Source organism: Mariprofundus aestuarium (genome assembly GCF_002795805.1).
Taxonomy (GTDB): Bacteria; Pseudomonadota; Zetaproteobacteria; order Mariprofundales; family Mariprofundaceae; genus Mariprofundus; species Mariprofundus aestuarium.
This window is the reverse complement of the sequence record NZ_CP018799.1, coordinates 1,365,571-1,388,503: the sequence shown is the minus strand read 5'-3', so window position 1 is coordinate 1,388,503 and position 22,933 is coordinate 1,365,571. Positions and strand designations below refer to the sequence as shown.

At 52.6% G+C, this 22,933-nt stretch carries 24 protein-coding genes; 17 read left to right on the top strand and 7 right to left on the bottom strand.

The features are described 5' to 3' along the window. Window positions 1-44: 44 nt before the first annotated feature. The 3 genes from gyrA to Ga0123461_RS06780 are packed head-to-tail and all read left to right on the top strand — an operon-like array spanning window position 45 to window position 4,366. Complete coding sequence (gene gyrA / locus Ga0123461_RS06790; protein WP_100277643.1) at window positions 45-2,564, top strand: DNA gyrase subunit A; 2,520 nt, start codon at window positions 45-47, stop codon at window positions 2,562-2,564. Beyond that, on the top strand, window positions 2,564-3,844 hold the full coding sequence (gene serS / locus Ga0123461_RS06785; protein ID WP_100277642.1) for a serine--tRNA ligase: 1,281 nt from the start codon (window positions 2,564-2,566) through the stop codon (window positions 3,842-3,844). Before gyrA ends, serS begins: the two co-directional genes overlap by 1 nt. A gap of 30 nt (window positions 3,845-3,874) precedes the next feature. Continuing rightward, window positions 3,875-4,366 (top strand): putative molybdenum carrier protein, encoded by a 492-nt coding sequence (locus Ga0123461_RS06780; protein WP_100277641.1) that lies wholly within the window; start codon window positions 3,875-3,877, stop codon window positions 4,364-4,366. A gap of 83 nt (window positions 4,367-4,449) precedes the next feature. On the opposite strand, the gene Ga0123461_RS12565 is transcribed toward Ga0123461_RS06780, so the two are convergent. Further along, window positions 4,450-5,046 carry a hypothetical protein gene (locus Ga0123461_RS12565; RefSeq protein WP_232710062.1) on the bottom strand — a complete coding sequence of 199 codons (597 nt, stop codon included), beginning with the start codon at window positions 5,044-5,046 and terminating at the stop codon, window positions 4,450-4,452. Between the two features lie 89 nt (window positions 5,047-5,135). Continuing rightward, window positions 5,136-5,906: an ImmA/IrrE family metallo-endopeptidase gene (locus tag Ga0123461_RS06770; protein WP_100277640.1), complete on the bottom strand. Its 771-nt coding sequence runs from the start codon at window positions 5,904-5,906 to the stop codon at window positions 5,136-5,138. Window positions 5,907-6,012: 106 nt separating this feature from the next. Between Ga0123461_RS06770 and Ga0123461_RS12360 the strand changes: the two genes are divergently transcribed. Next, on the top strand, window positions 6,013-6,225 hold the full coding sequence (locus tag Ga0123461_RS12360) for a hypothetical protein (protein WP_157819271.1): 213 nt from the start codon (window positions 6,013-6,015) through the stop codon (window positions 6,223-6,225). Between the two features lie 24 nt (window positions 6,226-6,249). On the opposite strand, the gene Ga0123461_RS06765 is transcribed toward Ga0123461_RS12360, so the two are convergent. Next, the gene (locus Ga0123461_RS06765) at window positions 6,250-6,756 is read right to left on the bottom strand and encodes an FKBP-type peptidyl-prolyl cis-trans isomerase (protein WP_100277639.1); all 507 of its coding nucleotides are present in this window, start codon (window positions 6,754-6,756) and stop codon (window positions 6,250-6,252) included. Between the two features lie 106 nt (window positions 6,757-6,862). On the opposite strand from Ga0123461_RS06765, the gene lpxK reads away from it, so the two are divergent. Further along, entirely contained in the window at window positions 6,863-7,921 is a 1,059-nt protein-coding gene (gene lpxK, locus Ga0123461_RS06760; RefSeq protein ID WP_232710061.1) for a tetraacyldisaccharide 4'-kinase, read from the top strand. Window positions 7,922-8,084: 163 nt separating this feature from the next. Then, window positions 8,085-8,858, top strand: a complete 774-nt coding sequence (locus Ga0123461_RS06755; RefSeq protein ID WP_100277637.1) for a ribonuclease H family protein — start codon at window positions 8,085-8,087, stop codon at window positions 8,856-8,858. Between the two features lie 341 nt (window positions 8,859-9,199). Here Ga0123461_RS06755 and Ga0123461_RS06750 read toward each other — a convergent pair whose 3' ends face one another. Next, window positions 9,200-9,397, bottom strand: coding sequence for a hypothetical protein (locus Ga0123461_RS06750; protein WP_232710060.1), 198 nt, complete (start codon window positions 9,395-9,397; stop codon window positions 9,200-9,202). Between the two features lie 514 nt (window positions 9,398-9,911). Here Ga0123461_RS06750 and Ga0123461_RS06745 point away from each other — a divergent pair. From Ga0123461_RS06745 to Ga0123461_RS06700, 10 genes are all read left to right on the top strand, one after another. Then, window positions 9,912-10,289: a PGAP1-like alpha/beta domain-containing protein gene (locus Ga0123461_RS06745; protein ID WP_157819339.1), complete on the top strand. Its 378-nt coding sequence runs from the start codon at window positions 9,912-9,914 to the stop codon at window positions 10,287-10,289. 193 nt (window positions 10,290-10,482) lie between these two features. Beyond that, complete coding sequence (locus Ga0123461_RS06740; RefSeq protein ID WP_100277635.1) at window positions 10,483-11,025, top strand: manganese efflux pump MntP; 543 nt, start codon at window positions 10,483-10,485, stop codon at window positions 11,023-11,025. 156 nt (window positions 11,026-11,181) lie between these two features. Continuing rightward, window positions 11,182-11,652, top strand: a complete 471-nt coding sequence (locus tag Ga0123461_RS06735; RefSeq protein WP_232710430.1) for a ribosome maturation factor RimP — start codon at window positions 11,182-11,184, stop codon at window positions 11,650-11,652. 43 nt (window positions 11,653-11,695) lie between these two features. Further along, window positions 11,696-13,174: a transcription termination factor NusA gene (gene nusA, locus Ga0123461_RS06730; protein WP_100277633.1), complete on the top strand. Its 1,479-nt coding sequence runs from the start codon at window positions 11,696-11,698 to the stop codon at window positions 13,172-13,174. Further along, the gene (locus tag Ga0123461_RS06725) at window positions 13,175-13,786 is read left to right on the top strand and encodes a YlxR family protein (protein WP_232710059.1); all 612 of its coding nucleotides are present in this window, start codon (window positions 13,175-13,177) and stop codon (window positions 13,784-13,786) included. A 9-nt stretch (window positions 13,787-13,795) separates the two neighbouring features. Beyond that, the gene (gene infB / locus Ga0123461_RS06720; RefSeq protein WP_100277632.1) at window positions 13,796-16,897 is read left to right on the top strand and encodes a translation initiation factor IF-2; all 3,102 of its coding nucleotides are present in this window, start codon (window positions 13,796-13,798) and stop codon (window positions 16,895-16,897) included. 5 nt (window positions 16,898-16,902) lie between these two features. After that, window positions 16,903-17,247, top strand: coding sequence for a ribosome-binding factor A (locus Ga0123461_RS06715; protein WP_100277631.1), 345 nt, complete (start codon window positions 16,903-16,905; stop codon window positions 17,245-17,247). After that, window positions 17,247-18,248: a DHH family phosphoesterase gene (locus Ga0123461_RS06710; protein ID WP_100277630.1), complete on the top strand. Its 1,002-nt coding sequence runs from the start codon at window positions 17,247-17,249 to the stop codon at window positions 18,246-18,248. Before Ga0123461_RS06715 ends, Ga0123461_RS06710 begins: the two co-directional genes overlap by 1 nt. 3 nt (window positions 18,249-18,251) lie before the next feature. Continuing rightward, on the top strand, window positions 18,252-19,181 hold the full coding sequence (gene truB / locus Ga0123461_RS06705; RefSeq protein ID WP_335645326.1) for a tRNA pseudouridine(55) synthase TruB: 930 nt from the start codon (window positions 18,252-18,254) through the stop codon (window positions 19,179-19,181). Beyond that, the gene (locus Ga0123461_RS06700) at window positions 19,178-19,780 is read left to right on the top strand and encodes a peptidylprolyl isomerase (RefSeq protein ID WP_232710058.1); all 603 of its coding nucleotides are present in this window, start codon (window positions 19,178-19,180) and stop codon (window positions 19,778-19,780) included. Before truB ends, Ga0123461_RS06700 begins: the two co-directional genes overlap by 4 nt. Window positions 19,781-19,889: 109 nt before the next feature. On the opposite strand, the gene cmoB is transcribed toward Ga0123461_RS06700, so the two are convergent. Further along, window positions 19,890-20,876, bottom strand: a complete 987-nt coding sequence (cmoB, locus tag Ga0123461_RS06695; protein ID WP_100277629.1) for a tRNA 5-methoxyuridine(34)/uridine 5-oxyacetic acid(34) synthase CmoB — start codon at window positions 20,874-20,876, stop codon at window positions 19,890-19,892. Then, the gene (gene cmoA / locus Ga0123461_RS06690) at window positions 20,873-21,583 is read right to left on the bottom strand and encodes a carboxy-S-adenosyl-L-methionine synthase CmoA (protein ID WP_100278715.1); all 711 of its coding nucleotides are present in this window, start codon (window positions 21,581-21,583) and stop codon (window positions 20,873-20,875) included. Before cmoA ends, cmoB begins: the two co-directional genes overlap by 4 nt. A 197-nt stretch (window positions 21,584-21,780) precedes the next feature. On the opposite strand from cmoA, the gene Ga0123461_RS06685 reads away from it, so the two are divergent. Further along, window positions 21,781-22,473, top strand: a complete 693-nt coding sequence (locus Ga0123461_RS06685; RefSeq protein WP_100277628.1) for a TrkA C-terminal domain-containing protein — start codon at window positions 21,781-21,783, stop codon at window positions 22,471-22,473. Window positions 22,474-22,496: 23 nt separating this feature from the next. Here the strand turns inward: Ga0123461_RS06685 and Ga0123461_RS06680 are convergent, their stop codons facing one another. Next, window positions 22,497-22,880 (bottom strand): DUF3568 family protein, encoded by a 384-nt coding sequence (locus Ga0123461_RS06680; RefSeq protein ID WP_157819270.1) that lies wholly within the window; start codon window positions 22,878-22,880, stop codon window positions 22,497-22,499. Window positions 22,881-22,933: the final 53 nt, after the last annotated feature.

Below are 22,933 nucleotides of genomic sequence, written 5' to 3'. Positions count from 1 at the left end.
GCTTCACCGAAATAAGAAGATCAAGATATACCGAGGCTGAATGCATGGAACAGACAGTGAATCCTTTCGTACCCGTACTGATTGAAGATGAGATGAAACGCTCCTATCTCGATTACGCCATGAGCGTGATTGTCGGCCGTGCACTCCCTGATGCCAGAGACGGGCTGAAACCGGTTCATCGTCGTATCCTTTTTGCCATGCAGGATCTTGGATGCACCTACGACAAGCCGTATAAGAAATCGGCGCGTGTGGTTGGTGATGTGATCGGTAAATACCATCCGCACGGCGATACAGCAGTGTATGATGCGATGGTTCGTATGGCGCAGCCGTGGAGCATGCGTCATCTGCTGGTTGATGGTCAGGGTAACTTCGGTTCGGTTGATGGCGATTCACCTGCAGCGATGCGTTATACCGAAGCGCGCATGAGCAAGCTTGCTGCCGAGCTGCTTGCCGATATTGATAAAGACACCGTTGATTTCGCTCCCAACTATGATGAGTCGCTGAAAGAGCCGAAGGTGATGCCGGCGAGGTATCCTAATCTGCTGGTGAATGGTTCGCAGGGTATTGCCGTGGGTATGGCCACCAATATTCCGCCACACAACCTGGGTGAAACAATCAATGCCGCTGTGGCGCTGGTTGCCAATCCGGATATGGATGAAGATGAGCTGATGCAGATTATGCCGGGTCCGGATTTCCCGACCGGCGGTTTTATCTACGGGCGCAAAGGCATCCGTGATGCATTCACCACAGGTCGTGGATCGGTCACCATGCGTGCCAAGGCGATCGTGGAAGAGAACGCCAAAACCAAACGTCAGGCACTGATCATTACCGAGCTGCCATATCAGGTGAACAAAGCCAACCTGATTGAGAATATCGCCCATCTGGTGCGTGATAAGAAGATGGAGGGGATCTCTGATCTGCGCGATGAGTCCGATCGCGACGGCATGCGTATCTGCATTGAGCTTAAACGCAACGAGATACCAGAGGTTGTACTCAATAACCTCTACAAACATACGCAGCTGCAGTGCAACTTCGGTTGTAACCTGCTGGCACTGGTGGATGGACAGCCGAAACTGTGCGGCGTGCGTGAACTGCTGCTGCACTTCCTGGATCACCGTCGTCAGGTGGTTACCCGTCGATGCCTCTTCGACCTTGCGAAGGCTCAGGCACGTGCCCATATCCTTGAAGGGTTGTTGATTGCACTGGATAACATCGATGAGGTAATCAAGCTGATTCGGGCCAGTGCGACACCGGCTGAAGCGAAAGAGGGGCTGATGGCCCGTTTTGCGCTGTCAGACAAGCAGTCACAGGCGATTCTCGATATGCGCCTGCATCGCTTGACCGGCCTTGAGCGCGACAAGATCCAGGCTGAGTTTGATGAGCTGATGAAGCTGATTGCCCATCTGGAAGCGATCCTTGCTGATGAGAAGCTGCTGATGGGTGTGATTGTTGAAGAGCTGGAGATGGTTCGCGATAAGTATGCCGATCCGCGCCGCTCGATCATTATGGATGAGACCGCCGAGCTTTCAGTTGAGGATCTGATCACCGAAGAGGATATGGTCGTGACCATCTCCAACGAGGGTTATATCAAGCGTAATGCCGCTTCCCTCTACCGGGCTCAGCGTCGTGGTGGCAAGGGCAAGACAGCCATGACCACCAAGGATGAGGATTTCGTGGCCCAGTTGATGGTGGCATCAACGCATGACTACCTGCTCTTCTTCTCCGATCGTGGACGTGTGTTCCGCAAGAAGGTGTATGAGGTGCCGCAGGCAGGTCGTGCAACCCGTGGAAAGGCGCTGGTCAATCTGCTGCCTGTCGAGAAGGATGAGAAGATCTCCGCAACACTGGCGATCCGCGATTTCAATGGCGGCCACTATATTATCATGGCTACCAAGAATGGCGTGATCAAAAAGACGCTGCTCGCTGAGTACCAGAATATCCGTGCCAACGGCATTATTGCCATCAAGATCGATGATGATGATGGCCTGATTGGTGTAGTTGTCTCCAATGGTGATCAGGATGTGATGCTCTGCGCCAGTAACGGCAAGGCGATCCGTTTTGCAGAAAGTGATGCAAGGCCTATGGGACGCAGCACACGCGGTGTTACCGGTATGCGCATGGCATCTGGTGAGCACCTGATCTCCATGACGCTGGTGAACGACGATGCATCGCTGCTGGCGGTCTCCGAGAATGGTTACGGTAAACGTACCTCGATTGCCGAGTACAATGTGCAGAAACGTGGCGGACAGGGTGTCTTCACACTGAAAACAGGTGGCCGCAACGGTAACATGATCGGCGCACTGCTGGTGCTCGATGAGGACCAGGTGATGATGATGACCGACAGCGGTCGCCTGGTTCGCATCAAGATGGATGGCGTCTCCGTGATTGGTCGCAATACCCAGGGTGTGACACTGATCGGTTGTGATAAGAATGAGCGCGTGATTGGCGCGGTGCGTGTCGTGGACAGGCCGGACACCAGTGAAGAGGGCATCGAAGGCGATGAGCTTGAAGATGACGGCATCATTGATGTTGATGCAACTGAAGAGGGCGGAGCTGAAGCGTAATGATCGACAGACAGGCATTAAGGCGAGATTTTGAAGGGTTACAGGCTGCCATAGCCCGCCGTGGCGGCGATGTGGTTGCTCCGGGTTCCGCATGGGCGAAGGTTGCCGAGCTGGATGCCCGCCAGCGTGAGCTGAAAACCGAGTCAGAGACGCAGCAGGCTGAGCGTAACCGCGCTTCCAAGGCCATCGGCATGAAGAAGGGCAAAGGTGAAGATGCAAGCGCTGAGATCGCCGCGATGGGTGAGGTAAGCCGGCGTGTGAAGGAGCTCGATGCCCTGACCAAAGAGGCGGAAGCTGAATTTGCTGCAGCACTTCTGGAGATTCCCAATCCCCTGCATGACTCCGTTCCTGCCGGTGACTCCGAGGATGATAATGTAGAGCTGCGTAGCTGGGGTACTCCGCGCACGGATGAGGTTCCAGCCCACTGGGATATCGGCACCGATCTCGGCATTCTTGATTTTGAAGCAGGCGCAACACTGGCCGGCAGTCGCTTTACGGTGATTAAAGGTGCAGCAGCACGCATGGAGCGCGCTCTGATGCAGTTCATGCTCGATCTGCATGCTGATCGCCATGGTTATGAAGAGGTGTGGGTACCCGCGATTGCCAACACCAAGACCATGACAGGGACAGGGCAGCTGCCGAAGTTTGCCGATGATCTCTATAAGCTTGAGGGGGAGGATCAGTACCTGATCCCGACAGCCGAGGTGCCGGTTACCAATCTCTATCAGGATAAGATCCTCGATATTGCCGATCTTCCCAAGCGCCACTGCGCCTATACCCCATGTTTTAGGCGTGAGGCCGGTTCTGCAGGTAGGGACGAGCGCGGTATCATCCGCCAGCATCAGTTTGATAAGGTCGAGCTGGTACATATCACTACACCTGAGCGGGCACTGACTGACCTGGATGAGCTGGTGAGCCATGCCGAAGCGGTACTGGAAGCGTTAGAGCTGCCATATCGTACGGTGCAGTTATGCACCGCCGATATCGGTTTCTCCTCACAGCTCACCTTTGATCTTGAGGTGTGGCTACCATCTCAGAACTGCTATCGCGAGATCAGTTCATGTTCCTCCTTCGGTCAGTTCCAGGGGCGCAGGGCAGGGATTCGCTACCGCGATGAGAACGGCAAGAACCAACCTGCAGCAACCCTGAATGGTTCAGGTCTGGCCATCGGCCGTACGCTTGTAGCGATCCTTGAGAACTACTGGCAGGAAGATGGTTCGGTTCGTGTTCCGACCGTTCTGCAACCCTACATGGGCGGCATGCAGGTCATTAGTAATTAATAACTATTTCCTGTTCTTTAACAGGGTTTTATGATCGCAACCTCATCCGATAATTCACCCAGTCTGACCATCGTTTCCGGTGGTCAGACTGGTGTTGATCGCGCCGCTCTTGATGCAGCAATGACAGCAGGATTAGAAGTAGGGGGCTGGTGTCCAAAAGGACGAAGGGCCGAGGATGGCCCTATCCCTGACGGTTATCCGCTAATAGAAACCAAGTGTAATAAATATCGCACTCGCACCCGTTGGAACGTTAGAGACAGTGATGCCACGCTGATCCTCTGTGAAGGTGAACCGACAGGCGGCACATTGCTCACGGTTCAGTTTTGCAAACAACTCAATAAACCGTTTCTCATTGTTTCCCCGTACTCATCCGATTTTGAATCGGTTTTGGCTTGGTTAAGCGACCACAAGGGCAAAATCCTTAACATCGCCGGACCAATAGAGCGCGAAGACGTGCCGGCCTATCAGGCTGCCCACGAATGGCTGCTGCAACTTTTCTCCGCATTGATCACAAAACCCTGATCTAACGCCGAGGGTCAGGCCTATACCTTCTAGTTTTCACTGTCGACCTGTTCGGGTCAGAAGACCATGAGATTAAGGGAGTGCTACCCTTTACAGAGACCTTCCTCCGAATCTTCTGTAGAAAAGGTATCCTTCATCCAATCATAGAGCTTTTGGGCGGTTAGGCTTTTTATCGCGATACTCTCAAATTCATCACTGGGGTCTTCATCACGACGGCAGAACTGATAGCTGGCGATCTCCGGCTGGCTATCATGAACCATAAGCAGAATGCGCTTGCCACTCTTCAGGCAATCGATGGTCATCAAATCAGCCGGAATGCCGTGATTGCGCATCCGATTGATCAACCCGACGACGGGATTGATGTTATCGAAATCCTCTTGAATCTTCGCATGCGCCACTTCAACGGCGTCACAAATATGTTTAATGGGCATCCCTTCCAAATCCAGCTCCTGTGAGTCTGCAACCTTAGCAGGGCTTTTAAGCCGTGCACCCAGTTGTTTCAGTTGTGGGTGAGCGGCTAGGGTACGTCTATGACACGGAGAGAAATGATGCCAGAAAAAAGAACAACCTATTTCCTCTACTGCAAAGCCTGCGACTTTCAACAAGACGTGACGAAGATATTGCCGCGAACGCCGTTCAATACTGTTGATGAGCTGCGCAAAGAGGTGCATCGATTCCACTGCTCCGTATGCGGAGCAAAACATGTTGTCATAAGAGAGCAGTCTGAGAGCTGAACGGTCACCTCAGCGGTTTTGTCAGAGAGGGTCTATCAGGAGCGAGCGGTAGGGGCCTGAACCAGGGATAATTCCTCAAGGCGAATAGCTATGGCTTCAACAGAGACACGGAACTGATCTGCCAGTGAATAAACATTGCGTCCGCCATAACTTTTAGCGCTGGCAAGCAGTCGGGAGATATCCCGCCGCGTTTTGTATCTCTTCTTTACCTTGGCTAAAGAGTCGCAAGTCAGTGCAAAGGCGGCATCTTCTGTTAACGAGAAGTTTTCAGTGCCAAAGAGTTCAACGAAACGCGATTTGACCAGCTTGGCCGGCATAAGAAAAAAGGTGGCGAACTTGTCAGCTTCCCGCTCTATGGGGTCTCTTGCTATCGACTCTCCATTGACTGGCCTGTCGCGATGTATTGGTCCACTTATCTCATGCAACACTGCATGCCCCAGTTCATGTGCAGCGGTGAAGGAGACCACACTCATCGGAAATTTCTTTGAAACGTGAACTCTCCTGGTCTCTCTGTTTATTACGCCTGCAACCTGAACATGGCCCTGATCGGAGTCATATGTGGCCAGCTCCTCTTCGAGAAAGAAGTCAAAGCCTAACAGCTCCAGTCCTTTGGCCGGATCAATGACGATTGTCGGGTCAGTTGGACTCCAGCCCCACATCTGCTCCCTGTTTTGCCACAGCTCTCTAAGAATATTATTTGCCCGCATCTCAATCTGGCTATCGGAATAGCGCCGGGATGTGAGAGGTGTATCTGTTAATTCGGCGAACTCATCCTGAATGACTGCACTATATTCTGTGTTTTCCATATGATCCCTCCACACTCCCTAGTGATCGATGATGCTTGCCAGGAACAGGCTGAATTTACGTAATCTATCAAGTAGTTATAGGGTTTTGTTAATCCAGTAGAACACTATGAGTCAGCTTTCGCATTTCTGCAACAGTGAATATCTCTTCACTGCTGTTGAGGGGTGGTTTTCTTTCGTTCTTTCTTTGCCATCAAAGAAAGAACAAGTGAATTCATTCACTCAGATGATCTATGTTTGTCGTCAGCTCAGTGCCTTTGTCGATCAACCCCGCAATTGCGCGATGGACCATAAAAAGGCCACCCGGATGGGTGGCCTTTAAAGCTATCAGGATTTGCGGAAGCGATTAGCTACAGCAATCCTCATCGCCGCAGCAGCCTTCGTCATCACCATGTACATGGCCGTGCTCAAGCTCCTCTTCGGTAGCATCACGGATATCGGTGATCTCGACATCAAAGGTCAGGTTCTGGCCCGCCAGTGGGTGGTTGCCGTCAATCGTGACATTGTCGCCATCGATGGCGGTAATGCGTACAAACTCAACCTCACCATCGTCGGACTCGGTCTCGAACTCCATGCCGGCTTCAAGTGTTTCAATGCCCTCAAACAGATCCGCGGATACAACCTCGATAAGCGCTGGATCCAGCTCGCCATAGGCATCTGCAGCATCAAGGGAGACTTTCAGCTTGTCGCCAACGCTCTTGCCCTCCAGTGCCAGCTCAAGGCCAGGAACGATATTCTCCTCACCATGCAGGTAAGGTAGTGGCTCGCCACCAGTGGTTGTGTCGAGAACCTCTCTGGCATCGTTGGTCAGGGTGTAGTGAAATGAAACAACCTTATGGTCAGTGATCTGCATCTTTTTCTCCTAAATCGGTGATGCTCTGATCACCGGGCGCGGCACACTACTCGCGCCGGGCCGGAAAACAATTGCAGTGTTTATCCTTGGGCAAAGCATTGGTAACGTGCATTGCATTTGCGAATCGAAGCTGCAACATGTCTTCTGCCTGTTTGGCAGAGAGAGGGGAGAGTGGATGCTGCATCAGCGTATTGAGTATATGTGGTGGAACAGCAGGCGAAAACCTAATGTGCTGCTGGCTGCCTTCTCTGCGGTTTATGCACTGCTATCAAGATTTGATCAGCAGCAACGTTTGAAGCGCGTGGTTAAACCTTCCATTCCTATGATCTCGGTCGGCAACATTACCGTCGGTGGCAGTGGTAAAACACCTTTTGTGGTGTGGCTGGCAGCTGAGTTGAAAAACCGCGCTTTCACTCCTGTGCTGCTGTCGCGAGGCGACGGGGCAAACAATCAAACCCCGCATCTGGTTTCTCAATACTCCAAGGCCCATGAGGTCGGTGATGAGGCGCTGCTGCTCTATCGCCTGAGCGGTTGCCCGGTGATCGCTGGGCGCGACCGTGTTGCTGGTGCCCAGCTGGCAGCAGATTATGGGGATATTATTATTCTCGATGATGGTTTTCAGTATCGGCAGCTTGAACGCGCCTGCGATATTGTGCTGGTGCCAAGCGAAGGGATAGGCAACGGTGGGCTTCTTCCTGCAGGCCCCTTAAGAGAACCTCTATCCGCACTGGGTCGGGCCGACCTTATTGTGCGCAGTGGCTCCTCCGGGTTTAAGCCGATATCAGAACAGAAGGAGTGGGTCTGGTCGGCGAAAGCCGGCCTGCTTCGTGACTGGATGGGGCCGGGTGATATTCTGCTGGAGGCCTCCCGGCCGGTTCATCTAGTCACGGGCATTGCCAGGCCATGGCGTGTGTTAAAGGACCTGAAGGAGCTGGGTTATGAGGTTGCCGAGCATAGCAGCTTTGCCGATCACCACGCATATTCAACGCAGGATATTGAGGAGCTTTTACAGAGCCATAAGTCGATTGTGACAACAGCCAAAGACGCGGTGAAGCTTTTGCCGCTCTGGCCGGCAGATAAACCCCTATGGGTCCTGGAGCAGCAGGTGGAAGCGCAGCAAGGCCTTGCCGATTATTGTACAAGGAAAGTACAAGAGCACGCTTAGCGCCCATGGCACACATGGATGTGTGCCATGAAACGATCGTTGCTTCGCTATAAAGGTGGGTGGTAAATCGTGACTTGGATCAATTGCTTTATACAATCGGCGAGCGATGATTGCCCGAAGCGCGTGGCACAGGACTTCCCACCAACAACAGAGGTATAGCACAGTGGCTAAAAAGTTTTACGTAGTATGGCAGGGAAGGGAAACCGGTATTTTCACCGATTGGAATAGCTGCAAAAAGCAGATCGACAAGTTTGCCGGTGCCCGGTACAAGTCATTTCCGACACTGGCTGAGGCTGAAGCCGCCTTCCATGGTGAAGCTGCCAGATCGACTGGTAGTGCATCGAAAGCCGCTTCAGCCACAAAGAGAAGCGCAGCTCAAGCGGTTAAAACCTATGCGGCTGCAGAGATTGAAGCCATGAAGATCGATACAAAGATATTCACCGATGGCGGCTGTGAACCCAACCCCGGCAAAGCTGGTTCCGGCATTGCCCTCTATCGTGATGGTGTGGTTGCTGAGCTCTGGTACGGTCTCTATAACCCCAAGGGTACGAATAATACGGCTGAGTTAAATGCACTGCACCAGGCGCTGATCATGGCAAAGGACGAGATCAAGAAGAAGAGGTCTGTCGCCATCTTTTGTGACTCCAAATACGCCATTCAATGCGTGACCCAGTGGGCTGTGAACTGGCAGAAGAAGGGGTGGAAGAAGGCCGGTGGTGAAATCAAGAACCTTGAGCTTATCAAGGATATGTTTGCACTGCACCAGACGTTGAAAGAGAGCGTTCAGGTGTTGCATGTGAACGGCCATGTCGGTGTTGAAGGCAATGAACTGGCTGACCGGATGTCGATTCTGGCCATTGATTCACGCGATACCGGTTTTAAGCGTTACCGTGAAAAGCTCGATATCAAAGCTATTTTGGCCATGCGGGATGGGTAATAGTTAAAGGTTTTTGAGCCCCCGCTAGCAGACTGCCGAGACAAATGTTCAAAATCGGAGAAGAGCGGCGGAGCCGTGGCCGATTTTTAACATGCAGGATCGGGAACCCGAAAGGGCAGGCTGATCTCCGGGGCGTTTTTCTTGGTTCGTTCTTTGTGCGCACAAAGAATGAACAGGCAATCCCAGTGAATATGTACTACATACATCCTACAGTTCTGTTGTATGAAAAGAGTACTTCCTAGACTTCCTTATTAGTACCATAGACGTTACAGGTTCCATTCCTTTTTGATTCGGGTCGTCCATGACCCTGGTCCTGTGGGCAAGCTGTTTAGCTGGAAGGGCTAAAGCCCCCAGCGTTTCCTGCTTAAGCGGAAAAGGAGCTTGCGCCGCTCGCGCTCGTTCATGTTGCGAAGGGCGACCAGGTAGACAGCTTCATCCTCGGAGTGCGAGCCGCAGAGCTGAATAGCCTGCTGCTGCAGCTCAGAAGGCAGGTTGTTGAATATTTGCAGTGCATCAATACTCAGGTTCTCAGGATTCAAAGCTCCACCTCTGTTTCATTTCCTCGAACCCTTCAGTCTATTGGGCGGCTGGTCTACCCTTGTGATACCCTGCATGCAGGAGGTTATCTTCCTCTTCCTCTTCCTCTTCGGCGTCGGTTTGTGCTGCAAAAAGGTTGTGAAATAAGGTTTTTTTCTTCTATCCACAAAATCTGTGGATAACTTTGTGGATGGAAGCGGGTGAGGGCTGTCTCTTCAAGGTGTGTGACATGCAGTGGCTAAAATGACTAAAATTTAGGCATGGTTTAATTGCCTTTGAAAACAGTGATTTAGTTCTTTCAAGGTGTGATGTTATGGCTTGAACAGATAAGAGGTGCTCACTTTGTTACATCAGGTCACATATGGTGGATAAGAGAGGTCTCCCATGCTCCTGAATCCGATTTCTCACATTCATGAGTTCTGGTCTATACTGGTGTTAATGGTTGGGGAACCGGGGGTGGTGGCACTCAATATGGCTTGATGCTTCAGGTATGAGGAGTCGGATAAGAGAGCGGAACTGCGCAGCCGGCTGGAAAATGAGATCCTGAAACATCAGGGGAGTGAGGTCATGGTTGTCTCACACTCCATGGGAACGATTGTCGCTTATGATGTATTAAGGGCTATCGGCAAAAAACATCCTCAGTTAAAGGTGGCACGTTTTGTGACTATCGGCTCACCGTTAGGTCTTCCGCATGTGAAATATAAGATAGCAAAGGAGAACGATGCCGTTCGCACTCCAAGCGTGGTGCAGCAGTGGTCTAACTTTGCCGATAGACGGGATCCCGTTGCACTGGATGTCCATCTGGCTGATGACTACGCAGCCAACGCTGCCGGTGTTCAGGTGAGTGATGGCCTTGTCTCAAATGACTGGAGTGGCCTTCACCATAAATCCTAGGGTTACCTGAGGACACCGGAGGTATCGAATACCATCAAGAAATTTCTCCAATAAAACAGCCACATATAGGAGTTTGTTAAAGTTCAGGGTTTTCAGGTTCGAAGGCTGAAAGCTCAAATGCTGCACTGTAAATCCGCTGCTTTATGGGCAGTATATGCGATCTGTAAACTCTGGATGAAAGGGGTATCTGTTGATGATCGAGGTGCTGTTTCTGGCTGTGGCGCTTGCCATGGATGCGTTTGCCGTATCCATCGGGCTGGGCTCTAAAGAGGAGAGGGAGAATCTTGGAGGGCTGGCCCTTAAGGCGGGCATCTGGTTCGGCCTGTTTCAGGGACTGATGCCGTTGATCGGCTACCTTGGCGGCAGAGGGGTGCTGGGCTGGGTTGAAGGTTACGCGCCGTGGATCGCCTTCGGGCTGCTTGCTCTGATTGGTGGCAAGATGATCTACGAATCATTCTGCGAAGGGGTGGAGGCGGAGATTGCTGTTGTCACGCAGAGGGTGATGCTGATGCTCGCCATCGCTACCAGTATCGATGCCATGGCGGCTGGATTCTCGTTGACGCTGCTTGAGGTTAATGCGCTACTGGCCTGTGTGATTATTGCTGTCACCACCTTTGTCTTCAGCTGGCTTGGTGTTTATGTCGGATTTCGCAGTGGAACCTGGCTGGAGAGCAGGGCAGAGCTGTTTGGCGGCATAGTGCTGATCCTGATCGGTTTTAAGGTGCTGCTCTTCTAACGCTACGATCAATCTGAGGGCGAGAACTGGTGATCTGTTTTTAAAAGGCTTTTATTTTATTGCTTTTTATCTCCCCGTCCCTATCCTTCGCTGCGTTGAAAGTGAGCCGCGGCTCGCTTTTTTTGTTTCTTGAAGGTGGGTATAGAGTTGGAAGAAGTGATTCGTTCGTTGCTTGAACCGATTACCGAAGAGTTGGGCGTAGAGATTATCAAGATAACCCTTGGTAGTGGCCGCAACCAGCTTCTGCGTGTAATGATAGACCAGAAGGGGGGTGTAGACTCCGATATTCTGGCTCGGGTGAGCAGGGGGCTTGCATTGCAGCTTGATGCAGAGGATCTGATCCCGAATGCATACCGCCTTGAAGTATCATCTCCGGGGCTGGATTATGCCTTTGAGACGACTGCCGATTTTGAGCGTTACAGCGGTGAATGGGTGAAAGCCTTCTTTGTCGATGGCAGGACGGTTGAGGGCAGGAATCTCGGTCCTCTGGAGAGTGGTGATGCCTTTACTCTGCAGGTTGAGGGGAAGCGCCCATCAGATACACAGGAAGAGGTGATCTCGTTAAATGAGGTGACCAAGGTTGTTCGGGCGATTAACTGGAAAGAGGTTTCCCGTTCAAGAAAGTAAAGATTAACAAAGACTGAATTGAGTGAGTGAGTGAGATGCAGGCATGAATGTAGAAATATTGGCAGTTGCGGATGCAGTCGCACGTGAAAAATCAGTAGAGCGTGAGCTCGTTCTTGAAGCGATGGAACAGGCGCTCAAGACCGCTGCGCGCAGAACCTATCCGGGCAAAGAAGTGGTGGCGGAAATTGACCGCCTGACAGGCGAGATTCGCCTGTTCCACGTGCGCACCGTTGTGATAGATGAAGAGTTTGAAGAAGAGGAGAATCACCTGACGCTTGAGCAGGGTAAAGAGCTGGATGCGGAAGCCGAGATCGGCACCGAATTCCGCACTTCATTGCCGCCGATTGAGCTGGGACGTATTGCAGCCCAGACCGCCAAACAGGTGATTAACCAGAAGATTCGTGAGGCAGAGCGCGATCGCGTGATTGCTGAGTACGAACCACGCGTGGGTGAGCTGATTACCGGTATCGTTAAACGCGTTGAACGTGGTAATGTGTATGTTGATCTGGGTCGCGGCGAAGCTGTGATGTATCGCGAAGATCTGCTGCCGCGTGAAACCTTCCGTCAGGGCGACCGCATTCGCGCCTACCTGCGTGAAGTACGCAACCAGACCAAAGGCCCGCTGGTATTTGTTTCCCGTTCTGATGCAGGCATGGTACTGCGTCTGTTCGAGCAGGAAGTGCCTGAGATTGAAGATGGCGTAGTTGCGATCCAGGCGATTGCCCGTGATCCGGGTTCACGCAGTAAGATTGCTGTGATCTCCACCGATGCTGCTGTTGATCCTGTTGGTGCCTGTGTAGGTATGCGTGGTGCACGCGTTCAGGCTGTAGTGAATGAGTTGCACGGCGAGAAGATCGATATTATTGAATGGACTGAAGATCCTGCTGTATTCGTTGTGAATGCACTGGCACCGGCTGAAATCGAGCGTGTACTGGTTGATGAAGCGACCAACACCATCGAGGTGGCAGTTGCCGAAGAGAACCTTGCCATTGCGATCGGCCGTCGTGGCCAAAACGTACGCCTGGCATCTGAGCTGACCGGCTGGAATATCGAGCTGATGAGTGCAGGCGAAGAGAAAGAGCGTCGTTCTGAAGAGATTGCCGCTGCCAAGGTTGTTTTCCAAGAAGGACTCGATGTCGATGAAGATTTCGCTGCCGTACTGGTGGACGAAGGCTTCTTCAGCCTTGAAGATCTGGCCTACTGTGCGATTGAAGATATCTCAGGTATCGGTGGTCTTGACGCTGAGGTGGCTCAGGAGCTGCAGAAGCGTGCACGTAATGTACTTCTGGATCAGGCGCTGCAGGTTGGTGCAGAAGAGGGTGAGGCTACTGTCTCACTGCTGGATCTTCCCGGTATGACACGCGAGATTGCCGAGCAATTGGCAGCCCGTGATATGGTAAGTGTAGAAGCGCTGGCTGATGCGGCTGGTGATGAGATTGAAGATATTGAAGGGCTGAGCCGTGAAGAGGCTGATGCGCTGATTATCGCGGCACGTGAAGCATCAGGCTGGTTTGACGAGTAAGTGAAAACCGGCTCTGGCAGCGACAGGCGTTGTGTCGCCTGCAGGAAGAGCGCATCCAAGCAGGAGATGCTCAGGTTAATCGTCGATGACGAAGGCCAGTTATGGCCGGATCTGCTGCAGAAACTGCCTGGAAGGGGTGTCTACCTCTGCATGCAGGCAGAGTGCCTTAATGGCATGAGTGACAGACGACTGCAGCCGCTGAAGGCAAAGTTCAAGGTGGACTTTCCCCAGTGGGAGAAGGTGAAGGAGCGTTTGGTCTCTATCCTGCACAAGCAGTTACTGCAGATGTTTACGCGTCTGCGTGTAAAAACAGAGATAGGCAGGGATGCAGTGATGCATCGACTGTGGAATAATGCGCCGGTGCTGTTGCTGATCGCAACAGATGCAGGTGATGCAGTGGTTCGTCAGATTGAGGACGCTGTAGAGAAGAGAGAACAGGCAGGACATAAATCACGGACTCTAAGCGTTGAATCCAAGCAGTGGCTTGGAGAGATGCTGGGTCGGGATAGTGTCGCAGTTGCAGCACTGGGAACTTCCGGCATGATGGCGACGAACGTCAGGAAGCTGAACCAGTATTGTGGCTGGTACGGACAACTAAAGGTAATAGGGTAAGTAGTAAACATGGCAAAACGTATTCTGGATCTGGCAAAAGAACTCGGCGTGGAAGCGTCCGATATTCAACGAGTTGCCGTGCAGTGCAATATCGTGGTGAGTGGACCAACAAGTTCACTGGATGCCGATGATCAAGGGAAAATTCGAGCTGCCATTAAATCAGCCGCTAAACCCGAAGCGAAAAAGAGTGGTGGCACGACACTTACCCTGAATCGGCCGATGGTTGCCGGTCAGGCTAGAGGTAGCGCTCAGGTTGAGGGGCGCGGCCGCAAAGTCGAAGTCGCCGTCCGTCGTCGCCATACCCCGGTCTCTAAAATGGGCGTTACCTCAAGGGTAACCCCGGAAGAGGAACCGGTAGCTGCAGCGCCAGTAGCGCCAGTAGCACCAGCAGCTCCGGTAAGTCCGCAGAAACCTCTGGCTCCAGCCCAGCGTGCAGCTGCGGCTGTTGAGAAGAAGAAACTAGAAGAGGCGAAGAAAATTCAGGAGAAGGCCGCCTCGGCACAGGCTGCTGCAAAAGCAAAAGAGTCAGCTGCTGCTGAAATACCTGCCGCACCACGCCCAACTGCGCCTGTGGCTCCACGTCCAGCCGTGACAACAACAGCCCCACGGCCAACCACAACAGTGGTTAAGAAAGCCGGCCCAACACCTGCACAACGTGCAGCGGCAGCAACAGCGGCTATTAAACAGGCTGCTCCGACGGTTAGCCGTCCAACGGCTCGCCCAGCTGGTGCATCACGCCCGGCAGCTCGTCCAGGTGAGCGTCCTCAGGGCCGTGCAGGCGGGCTTCCACAGAACCGTCCAGCCGCTCGTCCAGGTGAACGCCCACAGAACCGTCCAGGTGCTCGTCCAGGTGAGCGCCCACAGAACCGTCCGGGTGCACGCCCAACTGAGTCGACACATAAGGGGCCACGCACGACCATTCGCCGTGGTTTGACTCCGGCCCAGATTGCCGCATCAAAAGCACCAAGTTCATCGGTTAAACAGATTGAGAAGAAAATCTCTGAAGATCGTGCAAGCCAGCGCAGAGCGGCACAGCCGCAGCGTCAGGCACGTCCGGGTGGCCCAGGTGCACCGGGTGCGCCACAACAGGGTGCTATGCGCCGTACACCATCGGTTGCAGTCTCCCCTGATGCGACAGCTCCGCCACCACCAGGTGCTCAGCGCCGCCGTGGTGGTCCGGGTGGCGCAAGGCCACAGCGCAGGCTATCACCTGCTGAGAAGGCAGCGCGCAGGGATTATGCTTCCAAACGTCATGAGGTTCTGACCCCTGAACAGCAGGATCGTCAGGCGCGTCTGGCACGTGGTTCCAGAAAACGTGACTTTGGTGTCAACAAGGATGATGAAGCCTTTGTTGTGCGTACCGTTGAAGTTACCGATCCGATCATGGTATCGGAACTGGCCAGTCGTATGGCATTCAAGAGTGCTCAGGTTGTACGCAAGCTATTTGAGATGGGCATGACAACCACCATCAATGAAGCGATTGATGCAGAAACTGCCGTACTGATTGTTGAAGAGTTTGGCCATAAGGCGAAGATTATCAATGCAGCAGCAGTTGAAGATGTTCTGGTAGAGGACACCTCTGAAGATAACGAGGAAGATCTGGTACCACGTCCACCCGTTGTTGTAGTGATGGGTCATGTGGATCATGGTAAAACCTCGATTCTCGATGCCCTGCGCAAAGCGCATGTGGCAGATGGCGAGGCCGGTGGCATCACCCAGCATATCGGTGCCTATATGGTGAAACTGGAGAGTGGCGAGAAGGTTGTGTTTATCGATACACCTGGTCACGAAGCATTTACCAGCCTGCGTTCACGTGGTGCAAGCATGACTGACGTGGCAGTACTGGTTGTTGCCGCTGATGATGGTGTGATGCCGCAGACCGTTGAGGCGCTGAACCATGCACGTGCAGCTGGCGTGCCAATCATCGTGGCAGTGAACAAGATGGATAAAGAGGGGGCAGACCCTGAGAAGGTGATGCGTCAATTGGCAGAGCATGAGTTGCTGTCTGAGGAGTGGGGCGGCGATACTATGTTCGTACCGGTCTCCGCACATAGCGGCCAGGGGCTGGATGAGCTTCTCGAGATGCTGGCACTGCAAACTGAAATTCTGGAGCTTAAGGCTAATCCGGCGCGTCGTGGTAAGGGTATCGTGGTTGAATCACGCCTTGATCGTGGTCGCGGACCAGTAGCGACTGTTCTGGTTCAGAATGGTACCTTCAATCAGGGCGATACTGTGGTTGTAGGTTCTGCAACTGGCCGACTGCGTGCGATTGTCGATGAGAATTCGGTACAGCATCGTACGGCTGGCCCATCTATTCCGTTCGAACTGCTGGGTCTGGATATGGTTCCGGAAGCTGGTCAGGAGATCTTCGCGGTAGAGAATGAGAAACAGGCACGTGACATTGTGCGTTACCGTAAAGACAGAGACCGTGAGATGGGCGCAGAGGCCAAGAAACGGGCGAGTCTCGATGAGCTGTTTGCTGATCTGCAGAGCGGCATCAAGGAAGTACCTGTACTGATAAAGGGTGATGTGACCGGTTCGGTAGAAGCGATGGCGGAATCACTGGCCAAGGCCGGCACCGAAGAAGTGAAGGTTAAGGTTGTTCACAAGGGTATCGGCGGCATAACCGAATCAGATGTGATGCTCGCATCTGCTGCCAACGCAATCATTATCGGCTTTAATGTCCGCCCTGAAACAAAGGCCAAGAAAGTAGCTGAAGTTGAAGGCGTAGATATCCGTTTCTACAAGATTATTTATGAAGCAATTGATGAGATCAAGGCTGCAATGGCCGGTGTTCTTTCACCGAATAAGGTGGAGAAAGTGACCGGTGAGGCTGAAGTCCGCGATGTGTTCCAGTCTCCGAAGATCGGTGCTGTTGCCGGTTGCTACATGACCGAAGGTACTGTTACCCGCGACGCCCATGTACGTGTGCTGCGTGATGGTGTGATGATCTACGATGGAGTTCTAGCTTCATTGCGTCGTTTCAAAGACGATGTGAAAGAAGTTAAGACCGGTTACGAGTGTGGTATGAGCATTGAGAAGTTCAATGACGTGAAGGTCGGAGATCGTTTCGAGTTTTATATCATTGAGGAAGTTGCGGCGACACTCTGAAGACTATGAGACGTCAAACACCTGCTCAGCAGCGGTTTCTTACTGATATCCACCGCTTGCTCTCCACACTGCTGCTTCGTGATGTCGCTGACCCACGCCTTTTCAACATTTCGATTACGCGTGTCGAATCTCCTGGCAGCCAGATGGTGGACGTCTGGGTGTATCGGGCTAACGAAGAGGATCAGAAGGGGTGCATTCAGTCACTTGAGCGCATCACCCCGTTTCTCGAGCATGCACTCAGGCGCGCGCTACCAAAACGGCGGCTGCCTAAACTCAGATTCAAGTGGGATAGCGCATTTGAAAAGAGTGGCGATGTACTCATGTTGTTGAAAAAGCTGGAGGAGTCGTAATGACTCGTAAGCTCCAGTCGTTATTTTCCGATATCGACTGGCAGCCGGTCATTGGTGAGATCGAGAAGGCTGAATCGATTACCCTGACAACCCACTGCAACCCGGATGGCGATGGCATCGGCTCTGAACTTGCGCTTTTCGATGCACTAACCCGCATGGGGAAGAAGGTGCGTCTGTTCAATCGTGACGGTATTCCGCGCATCTACACTTTTCTCGAACATGCATGGAATGTCGAGCGGGGCGACCCGCACTGCGAAAGCCATCATGCCGATCTGATCATCAGCCTGGACAGTGGTTCGCGGCCGCGCCTAGGGCTCTCAGATGCCTTTTTTGAAGGTAGTGTGCTGGTCAACATTGATCATCACGCCAGCAACAAAAAATTCGGCGACTACAATATTGTTGATAGTCGTTACTGCGCCACAGGTGCGATGGTTTTCGACCTGATGATTGCCATGAATATCCCCCTTACTGTGGCCAGCGCCAGTGCAATCTACACCGCTGTGTTGACTGATACTGCAAGTTTCCGACTCTCCACTACTACCGCTGCAGTTTATCGTATGGTTGCAGATCTGGTTGACGCCGGTGCCAAGCCGTGGCCGATCAGCATGGGGGTTTATGAGAGCCGGCCGCTGGCAGGTCTGCATATCCTTTCCGCAGCTTTAGAAACACTGGAGATCTGTGATGAGGGGCGTTCTGCCTGGATGCATATCTCCAGAGAGATGTATGATGCTACCGGTGCCGATGTCGAGGACTCTGAAGGGTTGATCGATTATGGCCGTTCTATCAACGGTATTGAAATAGCGGTGCTTATTCGCAGTGATGAGAACAGTGAAAATTGCTGGAAGGTGAATTTCAGGGCTAAAACCGTTGCTGATGTTGGCGCGCTTGCCAGCTCACTCGGTGGTGGCGGCCATCACTACGCTGCAGGCTGTATGATGCGTGGTAGCTTTGAAGAGGTTCGCGCAACCGTTCAAAAAGCTGTATCAGATTCTCTCGTTTAGGATATCATTATTTCCACTCCACCTGTTTCAGGCGTCATCTTTCTCGATAAACCACTGGGCTGGACTTCACGTAAGGCAGTGAATGAGATGGTGCGGCTTTTTTCCGAGCCTGGTAAGAAACGAATTAAGGCAGGCCATGGCGGCACACTGGACCCGCTGGCTACCGGTATGTTGCCGATTCTTCTCGGTGAGGCGACCCGTTATGCGGAACTTGGTCTGAATGCCGAGAAGGCATACAGGGTAACCTTTGACCTCAGTTACCAGACAGACACCCTGGACAGGGAAGGGGAAGTGACAGTCCGCTTTGATGGCGATGTCACAACTGAAACACTACAGGCTCTCCTGCCCGCATTCATCGGTGAGCTGGATCAGGTGCCACCAGTCTATTCGGCGATCCGTATCGACGGTAAACGCGCCCATGATATGGCCCGCAAGGGTGAAATTGTGGAGATGAAGTCGCGTAAAATAACTATCCAGACACTGACGCTGGTTTCATTTGAATATCCGCTGGTGACACTGGAGGTGAGTTGCAGCAAGGGTACCTACATTCGCTCACTGGCTCGGGATATTGGTAAGAGCCTTGGCCTGGGCGGCTGTGTGACTGAACTAAGGCGTCTCTCCACCGGCGGCTGGCCACAACAGATGATGGTGACGATCGAGCAGCTGCATGAGCAAAAAGAGGGCTGTCTCTTGCCTTTGGCTTCGTGGTTGCGCAACCTTTCCCGCCTTGAGATCTCGATAGATGAGGCGAAACGCTTCCTGAATGGGCAGCGGCTACAGCTTAAATCCACATCCGATGATGAGAGTGAGCGGGATGTCGCTGTTTTTGAGGGGCAAACACTGCTCGGTACAGGAACAGTGAAGGCAGGCCTGAAACATATGGTGCTGCATCCGGTCCGGATACTGCCCTCCGCACAGGAGATCTACCGGTGAGTGAGATCCAGAAGCGAATGAAAAAGAGAAGTTTGTATATCATAACGGGGCTGGCCTTTGCGGGACTGGTTTATATCAATCAGCTCGATGTGGCTCAGAGCCAGAACATAGAGGAGAACAGAGTGGGAATTTTCACAACAGCACCAAAAGCAGGCGATAAGGATATTCCGGAAGGCAATCACATTAAGATTGAGACTGAGAAGGGTGATATCCTGATCGAGCTTTATCCGGACACAGCACCGAACACCGTAGCCAACTTCAAGGCTCTGGCAGGCAAGAACTACTACGACGGCCTGACATTCCATCGTGTGATTGCAGGCTTTATGGCACAGGGCGGCGATCCTGATGGCACTGGTATGGGCGGCCCCGGTTACTCGGTCAAAGCTGAGTTCAACGAGCGAAAACATGTGCGCGGTACCCTCGCCATGGCGCGTTCAGCCAACCCTGATTCAGCAGGCAGCCAGTTCTATATCTGCTTTGGTGACACACCGCATCTGGATGGTCAGTACACCATCTTCGGGCAGGTCATCGAAGGCATGCAGGCCGTTGATGACATTCGTCAGGGTGATGTAATGACGAAGGTTTCCGTCCTTCCTTAAGGATTACAATTGTGACTTATTAAAGTGGGCGGGTGTAAACCTGCCCATTTTTTTTGTCTGCCGAATTGTTAAGAAGGGCTATCGCGCGGCGGGCGAGTGCTGCTTGTGCCTATTTTTTTGCGGTGAGAACGGCTCGGATCGGGGCAGGGTAGCCTTCGATGGTCAGGCTGGAATCGTTCGGATCGAGGAAGTCGGGTAGCGATTCGAATGTCATCCACTCCGTTCCACGCTGCTCATCCACCGTGGTCGGGCAGATATCGACCACTGAAATATCCTTGAATCCGGCACGTTTGAGCCATATTTCCAGCATCGCCACACTGGGTATAAACCAGACATTGCGCATCTTGGCATAACGCCCGTGTGGCATCAGGCAGTTATGCTCATCGCCTTCGACTACCAGTGTATCAATCACCAGCTCTCCACCTTCACACAGCAGGCCTTTCAAATCGAGAAGGTGGTCAATCGGCGACTTGCGGTGGTAGAGAATGCCCATTGAAAAGATCGTGTCGAAGCAGCCCATGTCGGCGGGCATATGTTCAATACCGACGGGCAGAATAAAGGCCGGGGCATTCGGGCTGTAGCGTTTGATCGTAGCGAAATGCATCGAGAAGAGTGGGGTGGGGTCGATACCAACTACCAGTTTTGCACCGGCAGCAAGCATACGCCAGAGGTGGTAGCCCGAGCCGCATCCAACATCGAGGATGGTGCGCCCTTCAAGTGGGGAGATGGCCTCGGCCAGTCGATCCCACTTCCAGTCTGAACGCCATTCGGTGTCGATATGAACACCGAAGATCTCAAATGGCCCCTTGCGCCATGGGTGCATCTGTTTCAGTGCCGTTTCGATCTGCTCATGGGTTAGATCGGTATCTTCAGGTAGCCCGATTTTTAGCGCTGAGCGGTTGAAGTCGACAACGGAGGGGGTGAGGTCGGGTAACGCATCAAAACCGCTTTGCCAGCGCCCCAGGTCGCCGTGCTTGAGGATTTTATGCCACCCCTGTTCATAAAGTGGCATCAGGTCATCGGAAAAATCGGACAATATGGAATTTTCCATCTGCGCTTTGAGAATGGCCGCTTCTCTCTCTTTGTACTCTTTCATTTGAAGGCAATCATCGAGGCGAAATTGAAACACTGGAACCATGTATTGGAAGCAGAGAATCCGGCCTGTTTCAGACGGTGATGGTGGACATCCAGTGGTTCCGGAACCAGTACATTCTCCAGTGCCGAACGCTTGCGGCTTATCTCAAGCTCAGAATAACCCTGCGCCCGCTTAAAAGCTTCATGCAGTTCGATCTGTCGACGGCTCTCCGCCTCATCAACAAAAGCGATCTTCTCAGAGATTATCAGCACACCACCGGGCCTTAAACCCTGTTGAATCTTTTTCAGCAGTTGCAGACGCTCTTCACGCTCTATGAACTGCAGCACGAAGTTCAGAACAACCACCGATGCGTTTTCAATCGCGGTATCGAGAATGTCCTGACAGAGGATCTCAACCGGTTCATCCTTTAACATCCCTTTACAGCGTTCGACCATGGCAGGGGAGTTGTCGATGCCGATCACCCTGCAGTCTTTGCCTGCACTGCCTCGGGAAAGTGCCATCGTAGCCGCACCGAGTGAGCAGCCGAGGTCGTAGAGGTTGCTCTCTGCTTGCGCAAACTGATGGGCCAGCAGCTCAACCATCTGCAGTGTCTGGCCGTAACCCGGTACGGAGCGGCCAATCATGTCGGCAAAAACGGAGGCAACCTTGTCATCAAAGACAAAACCATTGCTGTGAATTTCGGAGGTGTAGATGACGTCTCGGCTCATGCGGCGAAATCTGACGCAAAACCCTTCCGGTTTAACCCTTTTTTTTCGTCCCCTGTTTCTGATGCTGTCGAAGGCGCAGCGAATATCATCAAAACAGGGAGGATCCATGCGTTGAATCCATCCGGTAAGGAAATAATCATCTATAATAGCAATGTGTCCGATCACTTGTGTAAGGCTCTGCTGTAAGAGGTGACTCGATGGAAGGTCTCTATTTTCTTGCTCCGACGCTACTGGCTATTCTTGTTTCCATGCTCTTTGTGCGTGCCGGTGCGATCATGCTTGTGCTGACCGGCATGCGCTATGAGCAGGCGAAATTTCAAGCGCTTTCGGCCTTTACTGCCACAGGCTTTACAACTCGGGAGGCCGAGCGCGTCGTCAATCACCCGATTCGCCGCAAAATCATAAGCATCTTGATGATTGGCGGCTATGCAGGTGTGGCAACAGTCATCGTCGGCGCGACAACTACCTTTGCTACGACCTCAAGTCAGACGCTGCCCAAGGCCGCACTGATCCTGGTCGTGGGAATCATTGTCATCTACCTGATCGCCCGCAGCTCAGGTCTGATGGGGCACTGGGAGGCGTTAATAGAGAGACTGTTAAGGCAAAAGCTTTTTTTTGAATTCGAGCCGGTTGAGGAGCTGCTTCACCTTGCTGACGGATACGGCCTGGTTAAGCTGGAGGTTGGTGCTGAATCGCCCCTGCTGGGCCAGTCGATTATAGAGATAGGATCGGCGCGCAAAGGAGTTCTGATTCTCGGTATCGAACGCGACCACTCCTGGCTGCCTGCCCGTCAGATGCGGGAGCCGCTTCAGGAGGGGGATGAACTGGTCATCTATGGCCACCTTCAGAAGATGAAAGGGGAGTTTGAAAGCGCTAATACGCCCGACTGAAACAGAGGGTAATACCCTTTTATTTACAAGCGTTTATTGATCTCACTTAAGATGGCGTTTGAGATGTCCTCATCGCCGAACATGCCAACCCTGATCGAGATGTGTGTTGTGCGCTCGGTTGCCTTTTTCAGCATGATATCGATTTTTTTGTCGCTGGCTGTACGGGCGATGATATGGCTCGAGTAGGCATCGGTTGCCTCGCTGATCTTGGCATATCTCAGGCTTCTCACTGCCCGGTTTGTGGCGGCAACCGATCGATTCAATGATGCCTCAAGATTGGCATTGAGGTCGCCCTTGATATAGGCAACAGAGCCGGCGCCGGCACCACCGGCAACCAGCAGCATGCAGCCACTGACTAAGGGCAGAAATATCAATAGTGAAAGGGTAAATATAAAGCTTCTGTTCATAACTTCCTCCTGCCAATGCATTGGTCTGAATGCTCTTTGATATTATAGCCGAT

Coding starts and splice junctions, on each gene's coding strand:
- Ga0123461_RS06770 (WP_100277640.1), bottom strand. CDS start 5,906: ATGGAAAACACAGAATATAGTGCAGTCATTCAGGATGAGTTCGCCGAA.
- cmoB (WP_100277629.1), bottom strand. CDS start 20,876: ATGAAAGAGTACAAAGAGAGAGAAGCGGCCATTCTCAAAGCGCAGATG.
- Ga0123461_RS06715 (WP_100277631.1), top strand. CDS start 16,903: ATGAGACGTCAAACACCTGCTCAGCAGCGGTTTCTTACTGATATCCAC.
- infB (WP_100277632.1), top strand. CDS start 13,796: ATGGCAAAACGTATTCTGGATCTGGCAAAAGAACTCGGCGTGGAAGCG.
- nusA (WP_100277633.1), top strand. CDS start 11,696: ATGAATGTAGAAATATTGGCAGTTGCGGATGCAGTCGCACGTGAAAAA.
- gyrA (WP_100277643.1), top strand. CDS start 45: ATGGAACAGACAGTGAATCCTTTCGTACCCGTACTGATTGAAGATGAG.
- cmoA (WP_100278715.1), bottom strand. CDS start 21,583: ATGAGCCGAGACGTCATCTACACCTCCGAAATTCACAGCAATGGTTTT.
- Ga0123461_RS06740 (WP_100277635.1), top strand. CDS start 10,483: ATGATCGAGGTGCTGTTTCTGGCTGTGGCGCTTGCCATGGATGCGTTT.
- Ga0123461_RS06680 (WP_157819270.1), bottom strand. CDS start 22,880: ATGAACAGAAGCTTTATATTTACCCTTTCACTATTGATATTTCTGCCC.
- Ga0123461_RS06765 (WP_100277639.1), bottom strand. CDS start 6,756: ATGCAGATCACTGACCATAAGGTTGTTTCATTTCACTACACCCTGACC.
- Ga0123461_RS06685 (WP_100277628.1), top strand. CDS start 21,781: ATGGAAGGTCTCTATTTTCTTGCTCCGACGCTACTGGCTATTCTTGTT.
- Ga0123461_RS06780 (WP_100277641.1), top strand. CDS start 3,875: ATGATCGCAACCTCATCCGATAATTCACCCAGTCTGACCATCGTTTCC.
- Ga0123461_RS12360 (WP_157819271.1), top strand. CDS start 6,013: ATGAGTCAGCTTTCGCATTTCTGCAACAGTGAATATCTCTTCACTGCT.
- serS (WP_100277642.1), top strand. CDS start 2,564: ATGATCGACAGACAGGCATTAAGGCGAGATTTTGAAGGGTTACAGGCT.
- Ga0123461_RS06710 (WP_100277630.1), top strand. CDS start 17,247: ATGACTCGTAAGCTCCAGTCGTTATTTTCCGATATCGACTGGCAGCCG.